Here is an 18981-nt window from a genome sequence, read left to right as displayed (position 1 = left end):
CGCCGTTTTTCAGAAGAAGCCTCCGTGTCTGATAAGGATACGGAGGCTTCGTTCGTTTTGGCGGTCTCATAAACTTTTCGTATATTTGCGTCGAACTAATTTTATATCAACGTTTAAAGCAAATTGAAAGTATGAAGACTAAAGTTTTATTGGCTGCCGTTGCGGTAGCGTTTTCTTTCGCAGTGACATCTTGTGGCAACAAAAAGGCTGCAGATTCTAATGTAACTGAGGTGGATTCTTGCTGCGCAGCAAAAACAGAACAAGTGTGTGACTCTGCTAAGGCTTGCTGTGAGGGTGCTGACTCTGCTGCTTGTGACAGTGCGAAATGTGAGAAGGCTTGTGATAAAGCTGCTTGTGATAAGAAAGAAGATTGCAAGAAAGCTTGTGATAAAAAGTAATTCAAGACTTGTATTAAATTGTGCAATAGGAAAAGGCATACTGTAAAGTATGCCTTTTTTGTGATATATTTAAGTAATAGGTGAATGCTAACTTATAAAATGAAACTGTTTCTTTGAAAAAAGTAATGAATTTGTTTGTGTGATACGAAATAATATCTACCTTTGCAACGTCAAAACAAAAAAGAAGATGATTCAGAACTTTACATATATTCTACTGTGTGGTATTATTATTCTACTGGCAAAGTTTAGTGGAAGTGAGTGCTGTGCGTGAATATATATGTAAGATGCAATGATATATGAAGCCTTTCTCACTTCCAAGTGCGAAAGGCTTTTTTTATGGGACATAAATTAAATACAATAAAGCAATGAGTGACAAATTATTTATTTTCGACACAACGCTCCGCGATGGCGAGCAGGTTCCGGGATGCCAATTGAATACAGTGGAAAAGATTCAGGTAGCCAGACAACTGGAAGCCCTGGGGGTGGACGTGATTGAAGCCGGATTTCCGATTTCAAGTCCGGGAGATTTCAATTCGGTCATTGAGATATCAAAGGCTGTGACATGGCCCACCATCTGCGCCTTGACACGTGCCGTACAGAAAGATATTGATGTGGCAGCAGAGGCTTTGCAATTTGCCAAGCATAAACGTATCCATACTGGCATCGGTACATCTGACTCGCACATTAAATATAAATTCAATTCCAATCGCGAGGAAATAATAGAGCGTGCAGTGGCTGCCGTAAAGTATGCACGTAAGTATGTGGATGATGTAGAGTTCTATGCCGAAGATGCAGGCCGAACGGATAATGAATATTTGGCACGGGTGGTAGAAGCTGTTATCAAGGCAGGTGCTACTGTGGTGAATATTCCCGATACAACGGGGTATTGCTTGCCTGATGAGTATGGCGCGAAGATAAGATATCTGATGGAACATGTCAACGGTATTCATAATGCCATTATTTCTACTCATTGCCACAATGACTTGGGCATGGCTACTGCCAATACAATGGCTGGCGTGCTGAATGGTGCCCGCCAGGTGGAGGTAACCATCAATGGTATTGGTGAACGTGCCGGCAATACTTCTCTTGAGGAAGTGGCGATGATTATCAAATGTCACAAGGACATAGAAATTGAGACCAACATCAATACACAGAAGATTTATCCAACCAGCCGTATGGTGTCCAGCCTGATGAACATGCCGGTGCAGCCCAACAAGGCTATTGTAGGTCGCAATGCTTTTGCCCATTCGTCGGGTATTCACCAGGACGGTGTATTGAAGAATGTGCAGACGTACGAAATCATTGACCCGCATGATGTGGGTATTGATGATAATTCTATCGTATTGACAGCCCGTAGCGGACGTGCAGCCTTGAAGAATCGTTTGTCGATATTGGGAGTACAGTTGGATCAGGAGAAGCTGGACAAAGTGTATGAAGAGTTCTTGAAACTTGCCGATAAGAAGAAAGATATCAATGATGACGACATTCTGGTATTGGCAGGGGCAAATCGTACGCAGAACCACCGTATCAAACTGGAATATCTCCAGGTGACCAGTGGGGTGGGGGTTCGTTCGGTTGCCAGTTTGGGGTTGAACATCTCCGGTGAGAAGTTTGAAGCCGCTGCCAGTGGAAACGGTCCGGTAGATGCCGCTATCAAGGCTTTGAAGAAGATTATCGACCGCCATATGACATTGAAGGAATTCACCATCCAGGCTATCAGCAAGGGTAGCGACGATATGGGTAAGGTACATATGCAGGTGGAATACGATAATCATATTTATTATGGGTTCGGTGCCAATACGGATATTATCGCGGCATCAGTGGAAGCGTACATCGACTGTATCAATAAGTTTAAGATGTGATTTTAATCGTAAATTGTAAATAGCTAAATTGTACATAAAGAGATGAATACATTATTTGATAAAATCTGGGATGCCCATGTGGTACAGAAAGTGGAAGACGGTCCCACACAGCTTTATATTGATCGGCTTTATTGTCATGAAGTAACCAGCCCGCAAGCCTTTTCAGGATTGCGCGAACGTGGAATCAAGTGTTTCCGTCCGGAAAAGATCTTCTGTATGCCCGACCATAACACGCCGACGCATGACCAGGACAAGCCGATTGAAGACCCGATTTCAAAGACTCAGGTAGATACACTGGCCAAGAATGCGGAAGAGTTTGGATTGGCCCATTTCGGTATGATGGACAAGAAGAACGGAATTATCCATGTAGTAGGTCCGGAACGCGGGCTGACCCTGCCTGGCATGACCATTGTCTGCGGTGACTCGCATACTTCCACCCACGGGGCGATGGGAGCAGTGGCTTTCGGTATCGGTACGAGTGAGGTGGAAATGGTAATGGCCTCGCAATGTATCCTTCAGACCCGTCCTAAGACAATGCGTATCACTGTCGACGGCAAACTTGGCAAGGGAGTGACGGCAAAAGATGTAGCATTGTATATGATGTCGAAGATGACGACCAGCGGCGCTACGGGATATTTCGTGGAATATGGCGGAGAAGCTGTGCGCAGTCTGACTATGGAAGGGCGTCTGACCTTGTGCAATCTGAGTATAGAGATGGGTGCCCGCGGCGGTATGGTTGCTCCGGATGAAACCACTTTCGAGTATATTAAAGGACGCGAATATGCTCCGAAGGGTGAGGCATGGGACAAGGCATTGGCATACTGGAAAACGTTGAGGAGTGATGAAAATGCCGTGTTCGACAAGGAAGTCCGTTTTGCAGCCGAAGATATTGAACCGATGATTACATACGGTACCAATCCGGGTATGGGCATGGGTATCACACAACATATTCCTACTACCGAAGGAATGGGAGAGGCTGCCCGCACCTCTTTCATGAAGTCCATGGGCTATATGGGTTTTCAACCGGGAGAGCCTTTGCTGGGTAAGAAGATTGATTATGTATTTCTAGGCGCCTGCACCAATGGACGTATTGAGGATTTCCGTGCATTTGCCTCCATTGTGAAAGGCCGTCGGAAAGCCGAGGATGTAGTGGCATGGCTGGTTCCGGGCTCCTGGATGGTAGATGCCCAGATTCGTGAAGAGGGACTGGACAAGATTCTGGAAGAGGCCGGTTTTGCCATTCGCCAACCGGGTTGCTCCGCTTGTCTGGCAATGAACGACGATAAAGTGCCTGCCGGAAAGTATGCAGTGTCTACCAGTAACCGTAATTTTGAAGGACGCCAGGGACCGGGTTCCCGAACACTGCTTGCCAGCCCGCTTGTAGCTGCAGCAGCGGCAGTGACTGGAGTTATTTCTGACCCGAGAACGCTGATTTGATGTACGATTGGACGATTTACGATTAAAATTACTTCGTAAATCAAACATCGTTCAACAAAGGTAAATCAAGAGTATTTTCAATCGTAAATTGTAAATCGTAAATACAAAGATGAAGACAAAATTTGATATAATAACCAGTACTTGTGTGCCTCTTCCATTAGAGAATGTGGATACAGACCAGATAATCCCTGCACGTTTTCTGAAAGCTACTACCCGTGAGGAAAAGTTCTTCGGAGATAATTTATTCCGCGATTGGCGTTATCATCCGGATGGTTCTCTGAACAAGGACTTTGTTTTGAACAATCCCACTTACGGTGGACAGATTCTGGTGGCGGGAAAGAACTTCGGTTCCGGTTCCAGCCGTGAGCATGCTGCATGGGCCATTGCCGGTTACGGGTTCCGCGTGGTGGTATCGAGCTTCTTTGCCGATATACACAAGAACAATGAACTGAACAACTTTGTGCTTCCGGTGGTGGTAAGTGAGCCGTTCCTGAAAGAGTTGTTCGACTCTATCTCTGCCAATCCGAAGATGGAAGTAGAAGTGAATCTGCCCGAACAGACCATCACCAACAAGGCTACGGGCAAGAGCGAACATTTTGAAATCAATGCCTACAAGAAACATTGCCTGATGAATGGTTTGGATGACATCGATTTTCTGGTTGAGAATAAAGATAAGATAGAAGCTTGGGAGAATAAAAATGAAGCATAATCATCCGAAGATAGAAATCATGGACACTACGCTCCGCGACGGTGAACAGACCAGCGGAGTCTCCTTTGTGCCCCATGAGAAGCTGATGATTGCCCGTTTGTTACTGGAGGAATTGAAAGTAGACCGGGTGGAGGTGGCTTCTGCGCGGGTATCCGAAGGAGAGTTTGATGCCGTAAAAATGATTTGTGACTGGGCGGCACGCCGTAATCTGTTGCCAAGAGTAGAAGTGCTTGGCTTTGTAGATGGCCACACGTCGGTGGACTGGATACATGCGACCGGTTGCCGTGTCATCAATCTGCTGTGCAAAGGCTCGCTGAAGCATTGCACCTACCAGTTGAAGAAGACTCCCGAAGAGCATATCGAGGATATTCTGTCTGTAGTGGATTACGCCAACGAGCAGGATATGGTAGTGAATGTCTATCTGGAAGACTGGAGTAACGGCATGAAAGATTCTCCGGAATATGTGTTCCGTCTGATGGACGCCTTGGAGCAGACCAATATCCGCCGTTACATGTTACCTGACACATTGGGCGTATTGAACCCGCTACAAGTCATCGAGTTCATGCGCAAGATGGTGAAACGCTATCCGCATGCCCATTTCGACTTCCATGCCCACAATGACTATGACCTTGCTGTGAGCAATGTGCTTGCCGCCGTACTTAGCGGTTGCAAGGGACTGCATACTACCATCAACGGCCTGGGCGAACGTGCCGGCAATGCTCCGCTTGCCAGTGTGCAGGCTATCCTGAAAGACCACTTCAATGCCATTACCAACATTGACGAAAGCCGCCTGAACGATGTAAGCCGTGTGGTGGAGTCCTACTCGGGTATCGTAATCCCTGCCAATAAACCGATTGTGGGCGAGAATGTATTTACCCAAGTGGCAGGCGTCCATGCCGACGGTGACAATAAAAGTAACCTCTACTGCAACGACCTTCTGCCTGAACGCTTTGGCCGCAAGCGAGAGTATGCCCTGGGCAAGAACAGCGGTAAAGCCAATATCCGGAAGAATTTGGAGGACTTGGGATTACAACTGGATGAAGATGCCATGCGCAAAGTGACCGAACGCATCATTGAGCTGGGCGACAAGAAGGAACTGGTGACGCAAGAAGACCTGCCCTATATTGTTTCGGACGTACTGAAGCACGGAATGGCAGAAGAACGCGTCAGCCTTAAGAGCTATATTGTGAATCTGGCGTATGGATTGAAGCCGATGGCTACGTTGAAGATAGAAATCAACGGAAAGGAATATGAGGAAAGTTCCAGTGGAGATGGCCAGTATGATGCTTTTGTGCGCGCCTTGCGCAAGATATATAAAGTGACACTGGGTCGTAAGTTCCCGATGCTGACGAACTATGCCGTGACCATTCCTCCCGGCGGGCGTACCGATGCCTTTGTGCAGACGGTTATTACCTGGAGTTTTGAAGATACGATATTCCGTACACGCGGATTGGACGCAGACCAGACGGAAGCGGCCATCAAGGCGACGGTGAAGATGTTGAATATCATAGAAGACGAATACGAATCATAAAAAATGGATCTTATGGAGAAAAAGAAATCGTTTTTTGAGAGGCGTCCTTATGTATGCTATGCGTTGTATGCAGGCTTGCTTTTTGCTTTCAACCTCTTTCTGCGTTGGTGGAGCGGCGAGTTGGATGCGGACGAGTATCTTATGTCAGCCATCAATACCCTTATATTGACAGCTGGTTTTGTGTGGGGTGACCGGTATCGCCGCAAGAATCTTGCAAACAAAAAGAAGATAGATGAACTTTTAAATAATAAAGAAAACAATGGATTTTAAAATTGCAGTGTTGGCCGGTGACGGTATCGGCCCCGAAATCTCTACCGTAGGCGTGGATGTGATGACTGCCGTGTGTGAGAAGTTCGGACATAAAGTGAACTATGAATATGCCATCTGCGGTGCAGACGCGATAGACAAGGTGGGTGACCCGTTTCCCGAAGCCACTTATGAGGCTTGTAAAAATGCGGATGCTGTATTGTTCTCTGCCGTAGGTGACCCGAAATTCGACAATGACCCTACTGCCAAAGTGCGTCCCGAGCAGGGCTTGCTGGCTATGCGCAAGAAACTGGGACTGTTTGCCAACATCCGTCCCGTACAGACCTTCAAATGTCTGCTCCATAAGTCTCCCCTTCGTGCGGAGCTGGTGGATGGTGCCGATTTCCTTTGCATCCGCGAACTGACCGGTGGCATGTACTTCGGTGAGAAATACCAGGACAATGACAAGGCGTATGATACGAACATGTATACCCGTCCTGAGATTGAACGTATCCTGAAAGTCGGATTTGAATATGCCATGAAACGTAACAAACATCTTACGGTGGTGGATAAAGCCAACGTGCTTGCCTCTTCCCGCCTTTGGAGACAGATTGCCCAGGAAATGGCACCGCAATATCCCGAAGTGACAACCGACTATATGTTTGTGGACAACGCCGCTATGAAGATGATTCAAGAGCCGAAGTTCTTTGACGTAATGGTTACGGAAAATACGTTTGGCGATATTTTGACGGACGAGGGTTCCTGCATCAGTGGCTCTATGGGATTGCTGCCTTCTGCTTCTACGGGAGAGAGCACGCCGGTATTCGAGCCTATTCATGGCTCCTGGCCGCAAGCGAAAGGTTTGAATATAGCCAATCCGCTGGCGCAAATTTTGTCTGTAGCCATGCTTTTCGAATACTTCGACCTGAAAGAGGAAGGGGCGTTGATTCGCAAGGCAGTGGATGCTTCACTCGATGCGAATGTACGTACACCGGAGATTCAAGTAGAAGGTGGAGACAAATACGGTACCAAGGAAGTGGGCGTTTGGATTGTAGACTATCTTAAGAAGTCTTGATGCCAGTATCCCATTACTGTTCTGTCCATCAGTAACTTCCCACTGTAAAGTTCTGCAAAAAGCATGCACCATCTTTGCAGTGGGAAGTCGCTGATTGTCAGATATGGTTCTTCCTTCCCATTTTTCCTTCTTCAATCGTTTCATATCCTTTCATCCTCTTTATTCGTGTTAAGCTTTGGTAGATGGCAGCATAATCTTTCCTTTCCCGCACGGTTTATTTCTTGGAATTTGCATATCTTTGTCAGCATATCCATGCACCGCAAGTATGTGCGGGAAGAATGTATTAGACAATAAGATTATGGCGAAAATTGCAAAGAACCTGACGGAGTTGATTGGGCATACTCCTTTGATGGAATTGGCTGAATACAGCCGTAAATACGGATTGAAAAGAAATATTGTGGCTAAGCTGGAATCTTTTAATCCGGCGGGAAGCGTGAAGGACCGTGTGGCATTTGCCATGATTGAGGATGCCGAGGCACGCGGGGCCTTGAAACCCGGAGCCACGATTATTGAACCTACCAGTGGCAATACCGGCGTGGGACTGGCGATGGTGGCAACCATCAAGGGATACCATTTGATATTGACCATGCCGGAGACCATGAGTGTGGAACGCCGTAATCTGTTGAAAGCCTTGGGCGCGGAGATTGTACTGACCGACGGGCTGGCAGGTATGTCCGGCTCCATTGCCAAAGCGAAAGAACTGCGGGATGCGATACCCGGTGCGGTTATTCTGCAACAGTTTGAAAATCCCTCCAATGCCAAGGCTCATGAACATGCTACGGGGGAAGAAATCTGGACGGACACGGATGGCAAAGTTACTGTTTTTGTTGCCGGTGTGGGCACGGGCGGCACGGTCTGTGGAGTGGCGCGTGCCTTGAAGAAACACAATCCGGATGTCTATGTTGTGGCTGTAGAACCTGCCTCCTCTCCGGTTCTGGAAGGAGGGGAAGACGCACCGCACCGCATCCAGGGGATTGGAGCCAATTTTATTCCTTCCATTTATGATGCTTCTGTAGTAGACGAGGTTATTCCGGTACCCGATGACGAGGCCATTCGTGGAGGACGGGAGCTGGCTTCTACGGAAGGCTTGCTGGCCGGCATCTCATCCGGTGCAGCGGTATATGCGGCACGGTTGCTGGCCGAACGCCCTGAATTTGCGGATAAAATGATTGTTGCCCTACTGCCCGATACGGGGGAACGCTATTTGTCAACAGAACTGTTTGCTTTCGATACCTATCCTTTGGAATAAATACTGAACGATTATATGAAGAAATTTATTTTTTCTTTCCTTTTGTGTGGAGCCACGATGTTTTCTGCCTTTTCACAAACCTATCAAGAACTGAGCGAACGTGCGGTTGCAGCCACGGAGCAGGATAGCTTGTCATTGGCCGAAAAATACATTGAACAAGCTTTGAAAATGGAGCCTGCCAACCCTCATAACGCTTTGCTGTTCTCCAACTTGGGAACGATACAGCGTCGGCAACACCGGTATGAGCAGGCCCTTGACTCGTATACTCTGGCATTGAACATTGCTCCGCGTGCCATACCTGCCCTGATGAACCGTGCCGCTCTTTATCTTGAGTTGGGGAAGGATGATTTGGCCCGGATAGACTATTCTTTGGTGCTGGATATAGAGAGCGATAATCAGGAAGCCTTGCTAATGCGCGCCTATATCTATATGCGGCAGCGCAACTATAATTTTGCAAAGTCTGATTATGAACGTCTGCTGAAACTTGCCCCCCGGAGTTACAATGGCCGTCTGGGGTTGGCTACACTGGAGCAGAAGGAGGGCAAATATGAAGCGGCGCTTTCGATATTGAATGCCATGATTGCAGAAAAAGGAGGAGAAGCTACCCGGCTGACTACCCAGCAATATGCCGTACTTTACGTAGCACGTGCGGGTGTAGAGCAGGATATGAAACATGTGGACCTGGCCATGATGGACTTGGAAGAAGCCATCAAGCTGGATGCTTCGCAGACAGAAGCCTACTTGATACGGGGGCAAATTTACCTTTCTCAAAAGAAAAAGGAGTTGGCAAAACGTGACTTCGAAAAAGCCATTTCGCTTGGCGTGCCGCAAGGTGACCTCAGGGATTTACTGTTACAGTGTAAATAATATTCAACTGTATTTCCGTATCAGTTCCACAAACTCTTTTCCGTATTTCTTCTTTTTATATTCACCGATACCGCTGATATTACCAAATTCTTCTATGGTAGTGGGGCGGGAGGCGCTGAGTAGGTGGAGCACTTTGTCGGACAGTACGATATAGGCAGGAAGTGCTTCCTGGTCGGCAAGGCGTTTGCGGAGAATGCGGAGAGCCTCGAAAAGTTCCCCACTTTCTGTATTGGGCAATCCCAATGGCAATTCTTTGGTTGGAACTGTAGCCTTGCGTTTACGGCCTCTTGTAGTTTGTACAGCTTCCTCGCGGCGGATGGTGACAAGCAGGGTGCGTGCTCTGCCAAACAAGATATCTGTTCCGCTTTGAGTAATTTTCAGATGGTTGTTTTCATTGTAGGCTATTTCGAAATAGCCGAGTTGCAACATTTGCAGCAGGTAGTCATGCCAATCTCTGGCGGGTACTTCACGCCCGACTCCAAAGGTCTTAAGACGATGGTATCCTCTTTCTGTAACTTCAGAACTCATGTTCCCTCTGAGGATGTCCACTAAAATACCAGTCCCTATCTGTTGTTCGGAACGCGCGATTGCACTAAGTGCTTTTTGTACGATTATTGTACCATCGAAACGTTCAGGGGGATTTTTGCATACATCACAGTTTCCACAGTCGCAGGTCGTATTTTCACCGAAATAGCTTAACAGAATGCGGCGGCGGCAGATATCTGCTTCCGCATATTGCTGCATGCGTTGCAGTTTTTCCAGGTTGATGCTTTGCTGTCCACTGTCCGTTGCGAATTTAGTGAGCAGAATGAGGTCGGCCAGTGAATAGAACAAAAGGGTGTCACTGGGCATTCCGTCCCGTCCGGTACGTCCTATTTCCTGATAGAAACTTTCAATGCTTTTGGGCAAATTGTAATGAATTACCCAGCGTACATTGCTTTTGTCAATTCCCATTCCAAAGGCGATGGTGGCGCATACCACTTGCACGCGGTCATTGATGAAGTCGTCTTGCGCTTCATCTCTTCGTGCCGGTGACAGTCCTGCATGATAGACCGCTGATTTTATCCCTTGTTTTTGAAGCATTTGTGCCACTGTTTCAGTCTTGCTGCGGCTCATGCAATAAATAATGCCGCTCTCTCCCGGATGGCGGGCAATGAAGTCGAGGATGGCTTTGCTTTTTTCCTTCTGCTGGTAACCTCTTTTTACGGTGAGGCTCAGGTTGGGACGGTCGAAAGATGAAATGAAAACCCTGGGTTGGTTGAGGTGTAGCTGTTTAATAATATCTTCACGGGTTATTTTGTCGGCTGTGGCAGTAAGTGCAATGATGGGAACCTGGGGAAACTGTTGGTGAAGGATGCCCATCTGTGTATATTCCGGACGGAAATCGTGTCCCCATTGTGAGATGCAGTGAGCTTCATCAATGGCGAAAAGGGAAATATGCATATCTCTTAACAGATAGTTGGCTTCCGTCAATAATTTTTCAGGAGAAATATATAGTAGTTTCAGCTTGCCTTCCATGCATGCACGTCGTAGGGAAGCATTCTCTGTTTCATCATTATTGCTGTTCAGTGCACCGGCCGCGATGCCGTTTGCACAGAGCGTTTCCACTTGGTCCTTCATCAAGGAAATGAGCGGAGAAACCACTACCGCCGTGCCTTCACTCAATAAGGCGGGAAGTTGATAGCAGATGGATTTTCCGCCTCCCGTCGGCATCAGTACCAATGCGTCTTTACGATCCATCAGATGGCGTATGATGTCTTCTTGTAAGGGGCGGAAACTGTCGTAACCGAAATATGTCTTGAGCGTTTGTAGCATAATCTGGCAGTATGGATTTCTTCCGACAAAGGTACACTAATTATTGCATATACTACAAATGGAAAGTCATCAAGATTTAGTATCATATGAGTTTCCGCAAAAGGTTAAAGTTTCTTATTAATGGCTGAATTGAGCTACTTTTCAACCTTTTTCGTTGTTTATTTATCAAAAATATATACGGGAAAAGTTGTGTATTAAAAAAAAATGTCTGACTTTTGTAAAGTCTAAAGGGCTAACCCTTTGGCTTTTCCGATTTTAAACAACCCTAACCAGTTAATTCAATGAGTGATTTAGAAAACAATGCCCAGGAAAAAGGAACGAAGAAACGTCCTTACAACCTGCGCGAAAAGAAAGAAAAGAATGCTGCCTACCGTTCTTTGATAAGGCCGGAATTGGCAGATGAGTTGTATGACAAGATATTGAATATCGTTGTTGTACAAAAGAAGTATAGAGATGCTGATTATTCCGCTAAGGATTTGGCGAAAGAATTGCAGACCAATACCCGCTATTTATCTGCAGTGGTGAATTCACGCTTCGGCATGAACTACTCTTGCCTGCTGAATGAATATAGAGTAAAAGAAGCGCAGCATTTGTTGACAGACAAAAGATATGCTGACAAGAATGTAGAGGAAATCAGTACGATGGTAGGCTTTGCAAACCGTCAGTCTTTTTATGCTGCTTTTTATAAAAATGTAGGTGAGACTCCTAATGGATATCGTAAAAGACACGCTGAAAAAGAGGCTAAGAAGAAATAATTCTGTATGATTGAATGAATAAAAAGGAAATATTTCGGAACAGTTGTTTCGGGATACTTCCTTTTCTTCTTTTTTAATACCAATCCATATATTCCCGACACATGAAGAAACAACTGATTTCTATGGTGACTGCCCTTTCTCTATTGACGGCTTGTGGCGGAAATCCGAAAACAACTGCTGAGGCAGAAAAATTTGACTATACAGTGGAACAATTTGCAGATTTACAGATTTTACGTTACCGTGTACCAGGTTTTGAGGATTTGTCCCTCAAACAAAAAGAATTGGTTTATTATTTGACGGAAGCGGCTTTGCAGGGTAGAGACATTCTTTTCGATCAGAATGGCAAGTACAACCTGACGATTCGCCGGATGTTGGAGGCTGTCTATACCGGCTATAATGGAGATAAGAACACTCCTGATTTCAAGGCTATGGAAGTGTACCTCAAGCGGGTATGGTTCTCCAATGGCATTCATCATCACTATGGCAGCGAAAAGTTCGTTCCGGGATTTACTCCCGAATTCTTCAGGCAGGCTGTACAGAGTGTGGATGCAGCTACGTTGCCGCTTGCCGAAGGACAGACTGTGGAACAACTATGCGAGGAAGTATTCCCCGTTATTTTTGACCCTAAAGTGATGCCCAAGCGGGTGAATCAAGCTGCCGGTGAAGATTTGGTATTGACTTCCGCATGCAATTATTATGATGGCGTGACGCAGCAAGAAGCCGAAGACTTTTATAATGCCTTGAAGAATCCGCAGGATGAAACTCCCGTTTCCTATGGTTTGAACAGCCGTTTGGTGAAAGAGGATGGCAAGATTCAGGAGAAAGTATGGAAAGTGGGTGGTTTGTATGGACAGGCACTTGAAAAGATTGTCTATTGGCTGAAGAAGGCGGAAGGAGTTGCCGAGACTCCCGAGCAGAAGGCGGTGATAGCCAAACTGATGGATTTCTATGAAACCGGCGATTTGAAGACATTCGATGAATATGCCATTTTGTGGGTGAAGGATTTGAACTCACGCATTGACTTTGTGAACGGTTTTACCGAAAGTTATGGTGACCCGCTCGGCATGAAGGCAAGCTGGGAATCTCTGGTGAATTTTAAAGATTTGGAAGCTACCCGGCGTACAGAGTTGATAAGCGGCAATGCACAGTGGTTTGAGGACCATTCACCGGTAGACGGACAATTCAAGAAGGAAAAAGTGAAAGGGGTGTCTGCCAAGGTAATCACGGCGGCTATTCTGGCCGGTGACTTGTATCCTGCAACAGCTATCGGCATCAACCTGCCCAATGCGAACTGGATACGTAGCCAGCATGGTTCGAAATCCGTTACAATCGGTAACATTACAGATGCTTATAACAAGGCTGCTCATGGCAACGGATTCAATGAGGAGTTTGTGTACAGTGATGCAGAGCTTCAACTGATTGATAAGTACGCAGATGTGACAGATGAACTGCATACTGACCTGCATGAATGTTTGGGACATGGTTCCGGCAAATTGCTTCCGGGTGTGGACCCGGATGCGTTGAAGGCGTATGGCTCTACTATTGAAGAGGCACGCGCCGACTTGTTCGGACTCTACTACGTGGCCGATCCGAAGCTGGTGGAACTGGGGCTTACTCCAAGTGCGGATGCTTATAAGGCTCAATACTACACCTATCTGATGAATGGTTTGATGACACAGCTTGTACGTATCGAACCGGGCAACAATGTAGAAGAAGCCCATATGCGTAACCGCCAGCTCATAGCGCGCTGGGTGTATGAAAATGGTGCGGCGGAGAAGGTTGTGGAATTGGTAAAGAAGGATGGGAAGACGTACGTCGTGATAAACGATTATGAGAAAGTGCGTGACTTGTTTGGCCGGTTGCTTGCCGAGATACAGCGTATCAAGTCCACCGGTGACTATGCCGGTGCCCATGATTTGGTGGAAGCCTATGCCGTGAAAGTCGATCCCGCTTTGCATGCCGAAGTGCTGGAACGCTACAAGAAGCTGAATCTTGCGCCGTATAAGGGTTTCGTCAATCCGAAATATGAGGCGGTGACGGATGCCAACGGTACTATAACAGATGTGACAGTGACTTATGATGAAGGTTATGCGGAACAGATGTTGCGTTATAGCAAAGACTATTCTACATTGCCTTCTGTCAATAAATGATGAACTATGATAGATACTAAAGAGCAGCTGCATCAGCGGCTGAAAGATATAAAGACACAGCTCCGTCTCTCAATGAACGGGGCTGTGTCCCAAAGTATGCGTGAAAAAGGGCTGGTATATAAGCTGAACTTTGGCGTGGAGCTGCCCCGTATCAAGGGTATTGCTGCCGGTTACGAGAAGGACCACTCTCTGGCTCAGGCTTTGTGGAAAGAAGATATCAGAGAGTGCAAAATATTGGCGGGACTTTTACAGCCAGTAGAGAGTTTCCTGCCCGAGATAGCCGATATCTGGGTGGAAGATATCCGTAATATCGAGATTGCAGAACTTACTAGTATGAATTTATTCCAACATCTTCCTTATGCGCCTGCCAAGTCCTTCCATTGGATTGCAAGCGAGGACGAATACACGCAGGTTTGCGGCTTCCTCACCATAGCCCGTCTATTGATGAAGAAAGGGGATATGAGTGAACGGGTTGAAAATGAGTTCCTCGACCAGGCAATAACGGCTTTTTTGTCGGGCTCCTATCATGTGCGCAATGCAGCCATGACCGCTATCCGCCGCTTTATGCAGCAAAATGAGGAAAATTCTTTTCAAGTTTGCCGCAGGGTGGAGGGTATGGACAATTCTTCTTCTGATGTAGAACAATTACTATACAATCTTGTAAAAGAGGAGGTTTGTTAGATTAGTTCTATGGTTATAGAGACTGATGCGGTAAGGGAATATTTCCCTTATCGCAATTTTTATCTCTTTCTCGTTTGCTTTCCACAAAAAAGGATTAACTTTGTTGGCTGTAAAACTGCGCCGTCAAATGGAAAGTCAGAATGTGAAAGATACAGTTAGGCAGATATTCACTGAATATCTGAATGCGAACGGGCATCGGAAGACTCCCGAACGTTATGCCATACTTGACACCATTTACTCCATAGACGGTCATTTTGATATCGACACGCTCTATTCACTGATGGCCGACCAGGAGAATTTCCGCGTCAGCCGTGCAACGCTTTACAATACCATCATTTTGCTTATAAATGCTCGTCTGGTCATCAAGCATCAGTTCGGCAACTCTTCCCAATACGAAAAATCTTATAATCGCGATACACACCATCACCAGATATGCACCCAGTGCGGAAAGGTAACTGAGTTTCAGAACGAGGAGTTGCAGCATGCCATTGAGAATACCAAGCTGAGCCGTTTTAATCTTACGCACTATTCCTTATATATGTATGGGTTGTGCAGCAAGTGTGACCGGGCCAATAAACGGAAGAAAAAGAATAATAACCATAAAAAAGAAAAATGAAAGTAGACGTATTATTAGGATTACAATGGGGCGACGAAGGCAAAGGCAAAGTCGTTGATGTGTTAACTCCGAGATACGATGTCGTAGCTCGTTTCCAGGGCGGACCGAATGCCGGACATACACTCGAGTTTGAAGGGCAGAAGTATGTGCTCCGTTCCATTCCGTCTGGAATATTCCAGGGGGACAAGGTGAATATCATTGGTAACGGTGTAGTGCTTGACCCGGCTCTCTTCAAAGCGGAAGCCGAATCTTTGGAAGCGTCTGGCCATAACTTGAAGGAACGCTTGCACATTTCCAAGAAAGCACACCTCATTCTGCCGACTCACCGCATACTGGATGCTGCATACGAAGCAGCCAAAGGCGATGCAAAGGTAGGAACGACCGGAAAAGGCATCGGACCGACTTATACGGATAAAATCAGCCGTAACGGTGTGCGCGTAGGCGACATTCTGCATGACTTTGACAAGAAGTATGCAGCGGCCAAGGCCCGTCATGAACAGATATTGAAGAGCCTGAACTATGAGTATGAACTTGCAGAAATGGAGAAGGCATGGTTCGAAGGTATCGAATACTTGAAACAATTCCAGTTGGTGGACAGTGAACACGAGATGAACAATCTGTTGGCTGTCGGCAAGTCTGTATTGTGCGAAGGCGCGCAGGGGACAATGCTAGACATTGATTTCGGTTCTTATCCGTTTGTCACTTCTTCCAATACGGTCTGTGCGGGTGCTTGTACCGGTCTGGGTATTGCTCCCAACAAGATTGGTGAGGTATATGGTATTTTCAAGGCCTATTGTACGCGCGTAGGTGCCGGTCCGTTCCCGACGGAATTATTCGACAAGACCGGTGACCAGATTTGCACGCTGGGGCATGAGTTCGGGTCTGTGACTGGACGTAAGCGCCGTTGTGGTTGGATTGACTTGGTGGCATTGAAATACGCCATTATGGTAGACGGGGTTACCAAACTGATTATGATGAAGAGCGATGTGCTCGATTCTTTTGAAACCATTAAGGCTTGTGTAGCTTACAAGATGGATGGGGAAGAGATTGATTACTTCCCGTTCGATATCAACGAGACTATTGAACCGGTTTATGTAGAGCTACCCGGTTGGCAGACGGATATGACCAAGATGCAGAGTGAAGATGAGTTCCCGGAAGAATTCAATGCATATTTGTCATTCCTGGAAGAACAGCTTGGTGTGCCCATCAAGATTGTTTCCTTGGGACCGGACCGTGAGCAGACCATCGAACGATATACAGAGGAATAATAAAACAAACAGATAACCTTAGGCACGGATTACACGGATTTCGCGGCTTCATCTGAAGAACCGTGGGTGTCCGGATAATCCGTGCCTTTTTTATTTATTGCCATGAAAACACGTCTTTTGTCTTTTTTACTGCTGTTGCTCCTTGTGCCCTCCGCACAGTCGCAGACTTATCAGCCGACGGAGGAAAATCTGAAATCCCGTCAGGAGTTTCGTGACAACCGATTCGGTATCTTCCTGCATTGGGGGATATACAGCATGCTGGCTACTGGAGAATGGACCATGACGAACAAGAACCTTAATTATAAGGAGTATGCCAAACTGGCGGGAGGCTTCTATCCTGCCAAGTTCGATGCCGCCAGATGGGTGTCAGCCATCAAAGCGTCCGGGGCAAAGTATATCTGCTTCACGTCCCGGCATCACGATGGCTTTTCCATGTTCCACACACGCTTTTCCGATTACAATATTGTGGATGCCACCCCTTTTAAGCGGGATATTCTGAAAGAATTGGCAGACGAGTGCCACAAGCAAGGTATCCGTCTGCATCTCTACTATTCGCACATTGACTGGTATCGCGAAGATGCTCCGTGGGGACGCACCGGACGTGGAACGGGACGGCCGAATCCGAAGGGCGACTGGAACAGCTACTATAAATTCATGAACAACCAGCTGACCGAGTTGCTCACTAATTATGGAAAAATAGGTGCCATCTGGTTTGATGGCTGGTGGGACCAGGACCAGAATCCGGATTTCGATTGGCAACTGCCCGGGCAATATGCCATGATACACCGCCTGCAACCGGCTTGCCTGGTTGGGAACAACCATCATCAAGCACCGTTTGTCGGCGAGGACATCCAGATATTCGAGCGCGATCTGCCGGGAGAGAACCGTGCCGGCCTTTCCGGGCAGGATATCAGCGCCTTGCCCCTTGAAACCTGCGAGACGATGAATGGAATGTGGGGATATAAGATTACGGACCAGGATTATAAATCCACCAAAACGCTGATACATTACCTGGTGAAGGCTGCGGGTAAAGATGCCAATCTGCTGATGAATATCGGTCCTCAGCCGGACGGTGAGCTGCCTGCTGTTGCATTGGAGCGTCTGGCAGAAGTAGGGGAATGGATGAAGGTATACGGTGAAACCATCTACGGAACCCGTGGCGGCTGCATTGCTCCGCATCCTTGGGGAGTCACTACACAAAGAGAAAATAAATTATACGTGCATATTCTCGAATTGCAGGATAAGGCTCTCTTCCTGCCGTTGGAAGGCAAGAAAGTGAGGAAGGCAGTGGGGTATGCCGACCGTCTTCCAGTGAAGTTCCGTAAGTGTGAAGGAGGGGTGATGCTTTACTTGCCGGAGGTTCCGACGGATATCGATAAAGTGATAGAGGTGGAGATTGAAAAATAAATTATAAATCAGAAATCTTTAATTCTTCCTAAAAGATAAAGGAAACGCTGGCATTGCTCACCGTTTCCTTTTATTTTTGGCAGACTATTTGTTATACAATAAGAAACGACTGATTTATTCACAATTTAAAGAAAGAAAATTATGGGAACAGGAATGATAGGAATGCAATGGATTATTTTTATCGGTATTGCCGTCGTCAGCTGGCTGGTACAGATGAATCTTCAGAACAAATTCAAGAAGTACTCTAAAATCCCTACCGGCAACGGAATGACGGGAGCAGACGTGGCCTTGAAGATGCTGCACGATAATGGCATCTACGATGTGACTGTGACGCATACTCCTGGACATCTGACCGACCATTATAATCCTGCCAATAAGACAGTAAACCTGAGTGAGAGTGTTTATAGCAGTAACAGCATCATGGCTGCTGCCGTTGCAGCCCACGAATGTGGCCACGCTGTGCAGCATGCGCGTGCATACGCTCCGTTGACAATGCGCAGCAAACTGGTGCCGGTAGTCTCTTTCGCCTCACAGTGGATGACGTGGCTGCTGCTGGCAGGTATTTTGATGCTGAACTCCTTCCCGCAACTGTTACTGGCGGGTATTATACTGTTTGCGTTGACTACTTTGTTCAGCTTCATCACCTTGCCGGTGGAAATCAATGCAAGTAAGCGTGCGCTGGTATGGCTTAGCAATTCCGGCATTACAAATTCATATAATCATGCACAAGCGGAAGATGCACTGCGTTCGGCTGCCTATACGTATGTAGTGGCTGCTCTCGGTTCGCTTGCTACCTTGATTTATTATATCATGATATTCTTGGGACGCAGAGATTAAGTATATGATGCAGACATAAAAACAGACCATCTGTTCCATACGGACAGATGGTCTGTTTGCTTTAGATGGATAGTCTGT

The 18981-nt window shown here is 46.7% G+C and carries 17 protein-coding genes; 16 read left to right on the top strand and 1 reads right to left on the bottom strand.

Annotated elements, in window-relative coordinates; genetic code table 11:
• Window positions 1-131: 131 nt before the first annotated feature.
• From DWY57_RS09285 to DWY57_RS09245, 9 genes are all read left to right on the top strand, one after another.
• Window positions 132-398 (top strand): hypothetical protein, encoded by a 267-nt coding sequence (locus DWY57_RS09285; RefSeq protein WP_117966787.1) that lies wholly within the window; start codon window positions 132-134, stop codon window positions 396-398.
• A 365-nt stretch (window positions 399-763) separates the two neighbouring features.
• Window positions 764-2260 carry a 2-isopropylmalate synthase gene (locus DWY57_RS09280; RefSeq protein WP_005835565.1) on the top strand — a complete coding sequence of 499 codons (1497 nt, stop codon included), beginning with the start codon at window positions 764-766 and terminating at the stop codon, window positions 2258-2260.
• A gap of 42 nt (window positions 2261-2302) precedes the next feature.
• Window positions 2303-3697, top strand: coding sequence for a 3-isopropylmalate dehydratase large subunit (leuC, locus tag DWY57_RS09275; RefSeq protein ID WP_117601590.1), 1395 nt, complete (start codon window positions 2303-2305; stop codon window positions 3695-3697).
• 109 nt (window positions 3698-3806) lie between these two features.
• The gene (gene leuD, locus DWY57_RS09270; RefSeq protein ID WP_117601589.1) at window positions 3807-4406 is read left to right on the top strand and encodes a 3-isopropylmalate dehydratase small subunit; all 600 of its coding nucleotides are present in this window, start codon (window positions 3807-3809) and stop codon (window positions 4404-4406) included.
• The gene (locus DWY57_RS09265; RefSeq protein ID WP_005826194.1) at window positions 4396-5937 is read left to right on the top strand and encodes an alpha-isopropylmalate synthase regulatory domain-containing protein; all 1542 of its coding nucleotides are present in this window, start codon (window positions 4396-4398) and stop codon (window positions 5935-5937) included. The genes leuD and DWY57_RS09265 overlap by 11 nt, the downstream gene beginning before the upstream one ends.
• 12 nt (window positions 5938-5949) lie before the next feature.
• Entirely contained in the window at window positions 5950-6207 is a 258-nt protein-coding gene (locus DWY57_RS09260; RefSeq protein ID WP_005835569.1) for a hypothetical protein, read from the top strand.
• Window positions 6197-7258 carry a 3-isopropylmalate dehydrogenase gene (leuB, locus tag DWY57_RS09255; protein ID WP_117601588.1) on the top strand — a complete coding sequence of 354 codons (1062 nt, stop codon included), beginning with the start codon at window positions 6197-6199 and terminating at the stop codon, window positions 7256-7258. Before DWY57_RS09260 ends, leuB begins: the two co-directional genes overlap by 11 nt.
• Window positions 7259-7556: 298 nt before the next feature.
• Window positions 7557-8507: a cysteine synthase A gene (cysK, locus tag DWY57_RS09250; RefSeq protein ID WP_117601593.1), complete on the top strand. Its 951-nt coding sequence runs from the start codon at window positions 7557-7559 to the stop codon at window positions 8505-8507.
• 15 nt (window positions 8508-8522) lie between these two features.
• A complete protein-coding gene (locus DWY57_RS09245) occupies window positions 8523-9374 on the top strand; it encodes a tetratricopeptide repeat protein (protein WP_117601587.1) in 852 nt (283 codons plus the stop codon).
• Between the two features lie 3 nt (window positions 9375-9377).
• Here the strand turns inward: DWY57_RS09245 and recQ are convergent, their stop codons facing one another.
• Window positions 9378-11189 carry a DNA helicase RecQ gene (gene recQ, locus DWY57_RS09240; protein ID WP_119961641.1) on the bottom strand — a complete coding sequence of 604 codons (1812 nt, stop codon included), beginning with the start codon at window positions 11187-11189 and terminating at the stop codon, window positions 9378-9380.
• Window positions 11190-11470: 281 nt separating this feature from the next.
• On the opposite strand from recQ, the gene DWY57_RS09235 reads away from it, so the two are divergent.
• The 7 genes from DWY57_RS09235 (at window position 11471) to DWY57_RS09205 (ending at window position 18903) form a co-directional block, all read left to right on the top strand.
• Window positions 11471-11944 (top strand): helix-turn-helix domain-containing protein, encoded by a 474-nt coding sequence (locus DWY57_RS09235; RefSeq protein WP_117601585.1) that lies wholly within the window; start codon window positions 11471-11473, stop codon window positions 11942-11944.
• Between the two features lie 101 nt (window positions 11945-12045).
• Complete coding sequence (locus DWY57_RS09230; protein ID WP_117601584.1) at window positions 12046-14094, top strand: dihydrofolate reductase; 2049 nt, start codon at window positions 12046-12048, stop codon at window positions 14092-14094.
• Between the two features lie 6 nt (window positions 14095-14100).
• The gene (locus DWY57_RS09225; RefSeq protein ID WP_117601583.1) at window positions 14101-14775 is read left to right on the top strand and encodes a DNA alkylation repair protein; all 675 of its coding nucleotides are present in this window, start codon (window positions 14101-14103) and stop codon (window positions 14773-14775) included.
• A gap of 127 nt (window positions 14776-14902) precedes the next feature.
• Window positions 14903-15391: a Fur family transcriptional regulator gene (locus DWY57_RS09220; RefSeq protein ID WP_005835580.1), complete on the top strand. Its 489-nt coding sequence runs from the start codon at window positions 14903-14905 to the stop codon at window positions 15389-15391.
• A complete protein-coding gene (locus DWY57_RS09215; protein ID WP_117601582.1) occupies window positions 15388-16659 on the top strand; it encodes an adenylosuccinate synthase in 1272 nt (423 codons plus the stop codon). The genes DWY57_RS09220 and DWY57_RS09215 overlap by 4 nt, the downstream gene beginning before the upstream one ends.
• A gap of 102 nt (window positions 16660-16761) precedes the next feature.
• Window positions 16762-18066, top strand: coding sequence for an alpha-L-fucosidase (locus tag DWY57_RS09210; RefSeq protein WP_117974543.1), 1305 nt, complete (start codon window positions 16762-16764; stop codon window positions 18064-18066).
• Window positions 18067-18207: 141 nt separating this feature from the next.
• Window positions 18208-18903 carry a zinc metallopeptidase gene (locus tag DWY57_RS09205; protein ID WP_016273159.1) on the top strand — a complete coding sequence of 232 codons (696 nt, stop codon included), beginning with the start codon at window positions 18208-18210 and terminating at the stop codon, window positions 18901-18903.
• Window positions 18904-18981: the final 78 nt, after the last annotated feature.

The organism is Bacteroides sp. AF25-5LB (genome assembly GCF_003602965.1).
GTDB lineage: Bacteria > Bacteroidota > Bacteroidia > Bacteroidales > Bacteroidaceae > Bacteroides > Bacteroides uniformis.
The sequence above is the reverse complement of the archived record's forward strand: the minus strand, read 5'-3'. Positions and strand labels throughout refer to the sequence as shown.

What these genes read in the sequence shown, in the direction of transcription:
- DWY57_RS09210 (WP_117974543.1), top strand. Translation starts at nt 16,762, where the DNA reads ATGAAAACACGTCTTTTGTCTTTTTTACTGCTGTTGCTCCTTGTGCCC.
- DWY57_RS09225 (WP_117601583.1), top strand. Translation starts at nt 14,101, where the DNA reads ATGATAGATACTAAAGAGCAGCTGCATCAGCGGCTGAAAGATATAAAG.
- DWY57_RS09280 (WP_005835565.1), top strand. Translation starts at nt 764, where the DNA reads ATGAGTGACAAATTATTTATTTTCGACACAACGCTCCGCGATGGCGAG.
- DWY57_RS09215 (WP_117601582.1), top strand. Translation starts at nt 15,388, where the DNA reads ATGAAAGTAGACGTATTATTAGGATTACAATGGGGCGACGAAGGCAAA.
- leuC (WP_117601590.1), top strand. Translation starts at nt 2,303, where the DNA reads ATGAATACATTATTTGATAAAATCTGGGATGCCCATGTGGTACAGAAA.
- DWY57_RS09260 (WP_005835569.1), top strand. Translation starts at nt 5,950, where the DNA reads ATGGAGAAAAAGAAATCGTTTTTTGAGAGGCGTCCTTATGTATGCTAT.
- recQ (WP_119961641.1), bottom strand. Translation starts at nt 11,189, where the DNA reads ATGCTACAAACGCTCAAGACATATTTCGGTTACGACAGTTTCCGCCCC.
- DWY57_RS09230 (WP_117601584.1), top strand. Translation starts at nt 12,046, where the DNA reads ATGAAGAAACAACTGATTTCTATGGTGACTGCCCTTTCTCTATTGACG.
- DWY57_RS09205 (WP_016273159.1), top strand. Translation starts at nt 18,208, where the DNA reads ATGGGAACAGGAATGATAGGAATGCAATGGATTATTTTTATCGGTATT.
- leuD (WP_117601589.1), top strand. Translation starts at nt 3,807, where the DNA reads ATGAAGACAAAATTTGATATAATAACCAGTACTTGTGTGCCTCTTCCA.
- DWY57_RS09220 (WP_005835580.1), top strand. Translation starts at nt 14,903, where the DNA reads ATGGAAAGTCAGAATGTGAAAGATACAGTTAGGCAGATATTCACTGAA.
- leuB (WP_117601588.1), top strand. Translation starts at nt 6,197, where the DNA reads ATGGATTTTAAAATTGCAGTGTTGGCCGGTGACGGTATCGGCCCCGAA.
- cysK (WP_117601593.1), top strand. Translation starts at nt 7,557, where the DNA reads ATGGCGAAAATTGCAAAGAACCTGACGGAGTTGATTGGGCATACTCCT.
- DWY57_RS09235 (WP_117601585.1), top strand. Translation starts at nt 11,471, where the DNA reads ATGAGTGATTTAGAAAACAATGCCCAGGAAAAAGGAACGAAGAAACGT.
- DWY57_RS09265 (WP_005826194.1), top strand. Translation starts at nt 4,396, where the DNA reads ATGAAGCATAATCATCCGAAGATAGAAATCATGGACACTACGCTCCGC.
- DWY57_RS09245 (WP_117601587.1), top strand. Translation starts at nt 8,523, where the DNA reads ATGAAGAAATTTATTTTTTCTTTCCTTTTGTGTGGAGCCACGATGTTT.
- DWY57_RS09285 (WP_117966787.1), top strand. Translation starts at nt 132, where the DNA reads ATGAAGACTAAAGTTTTATTGGCTGCCGTTGCGGTAGCGTTTTCTTTC.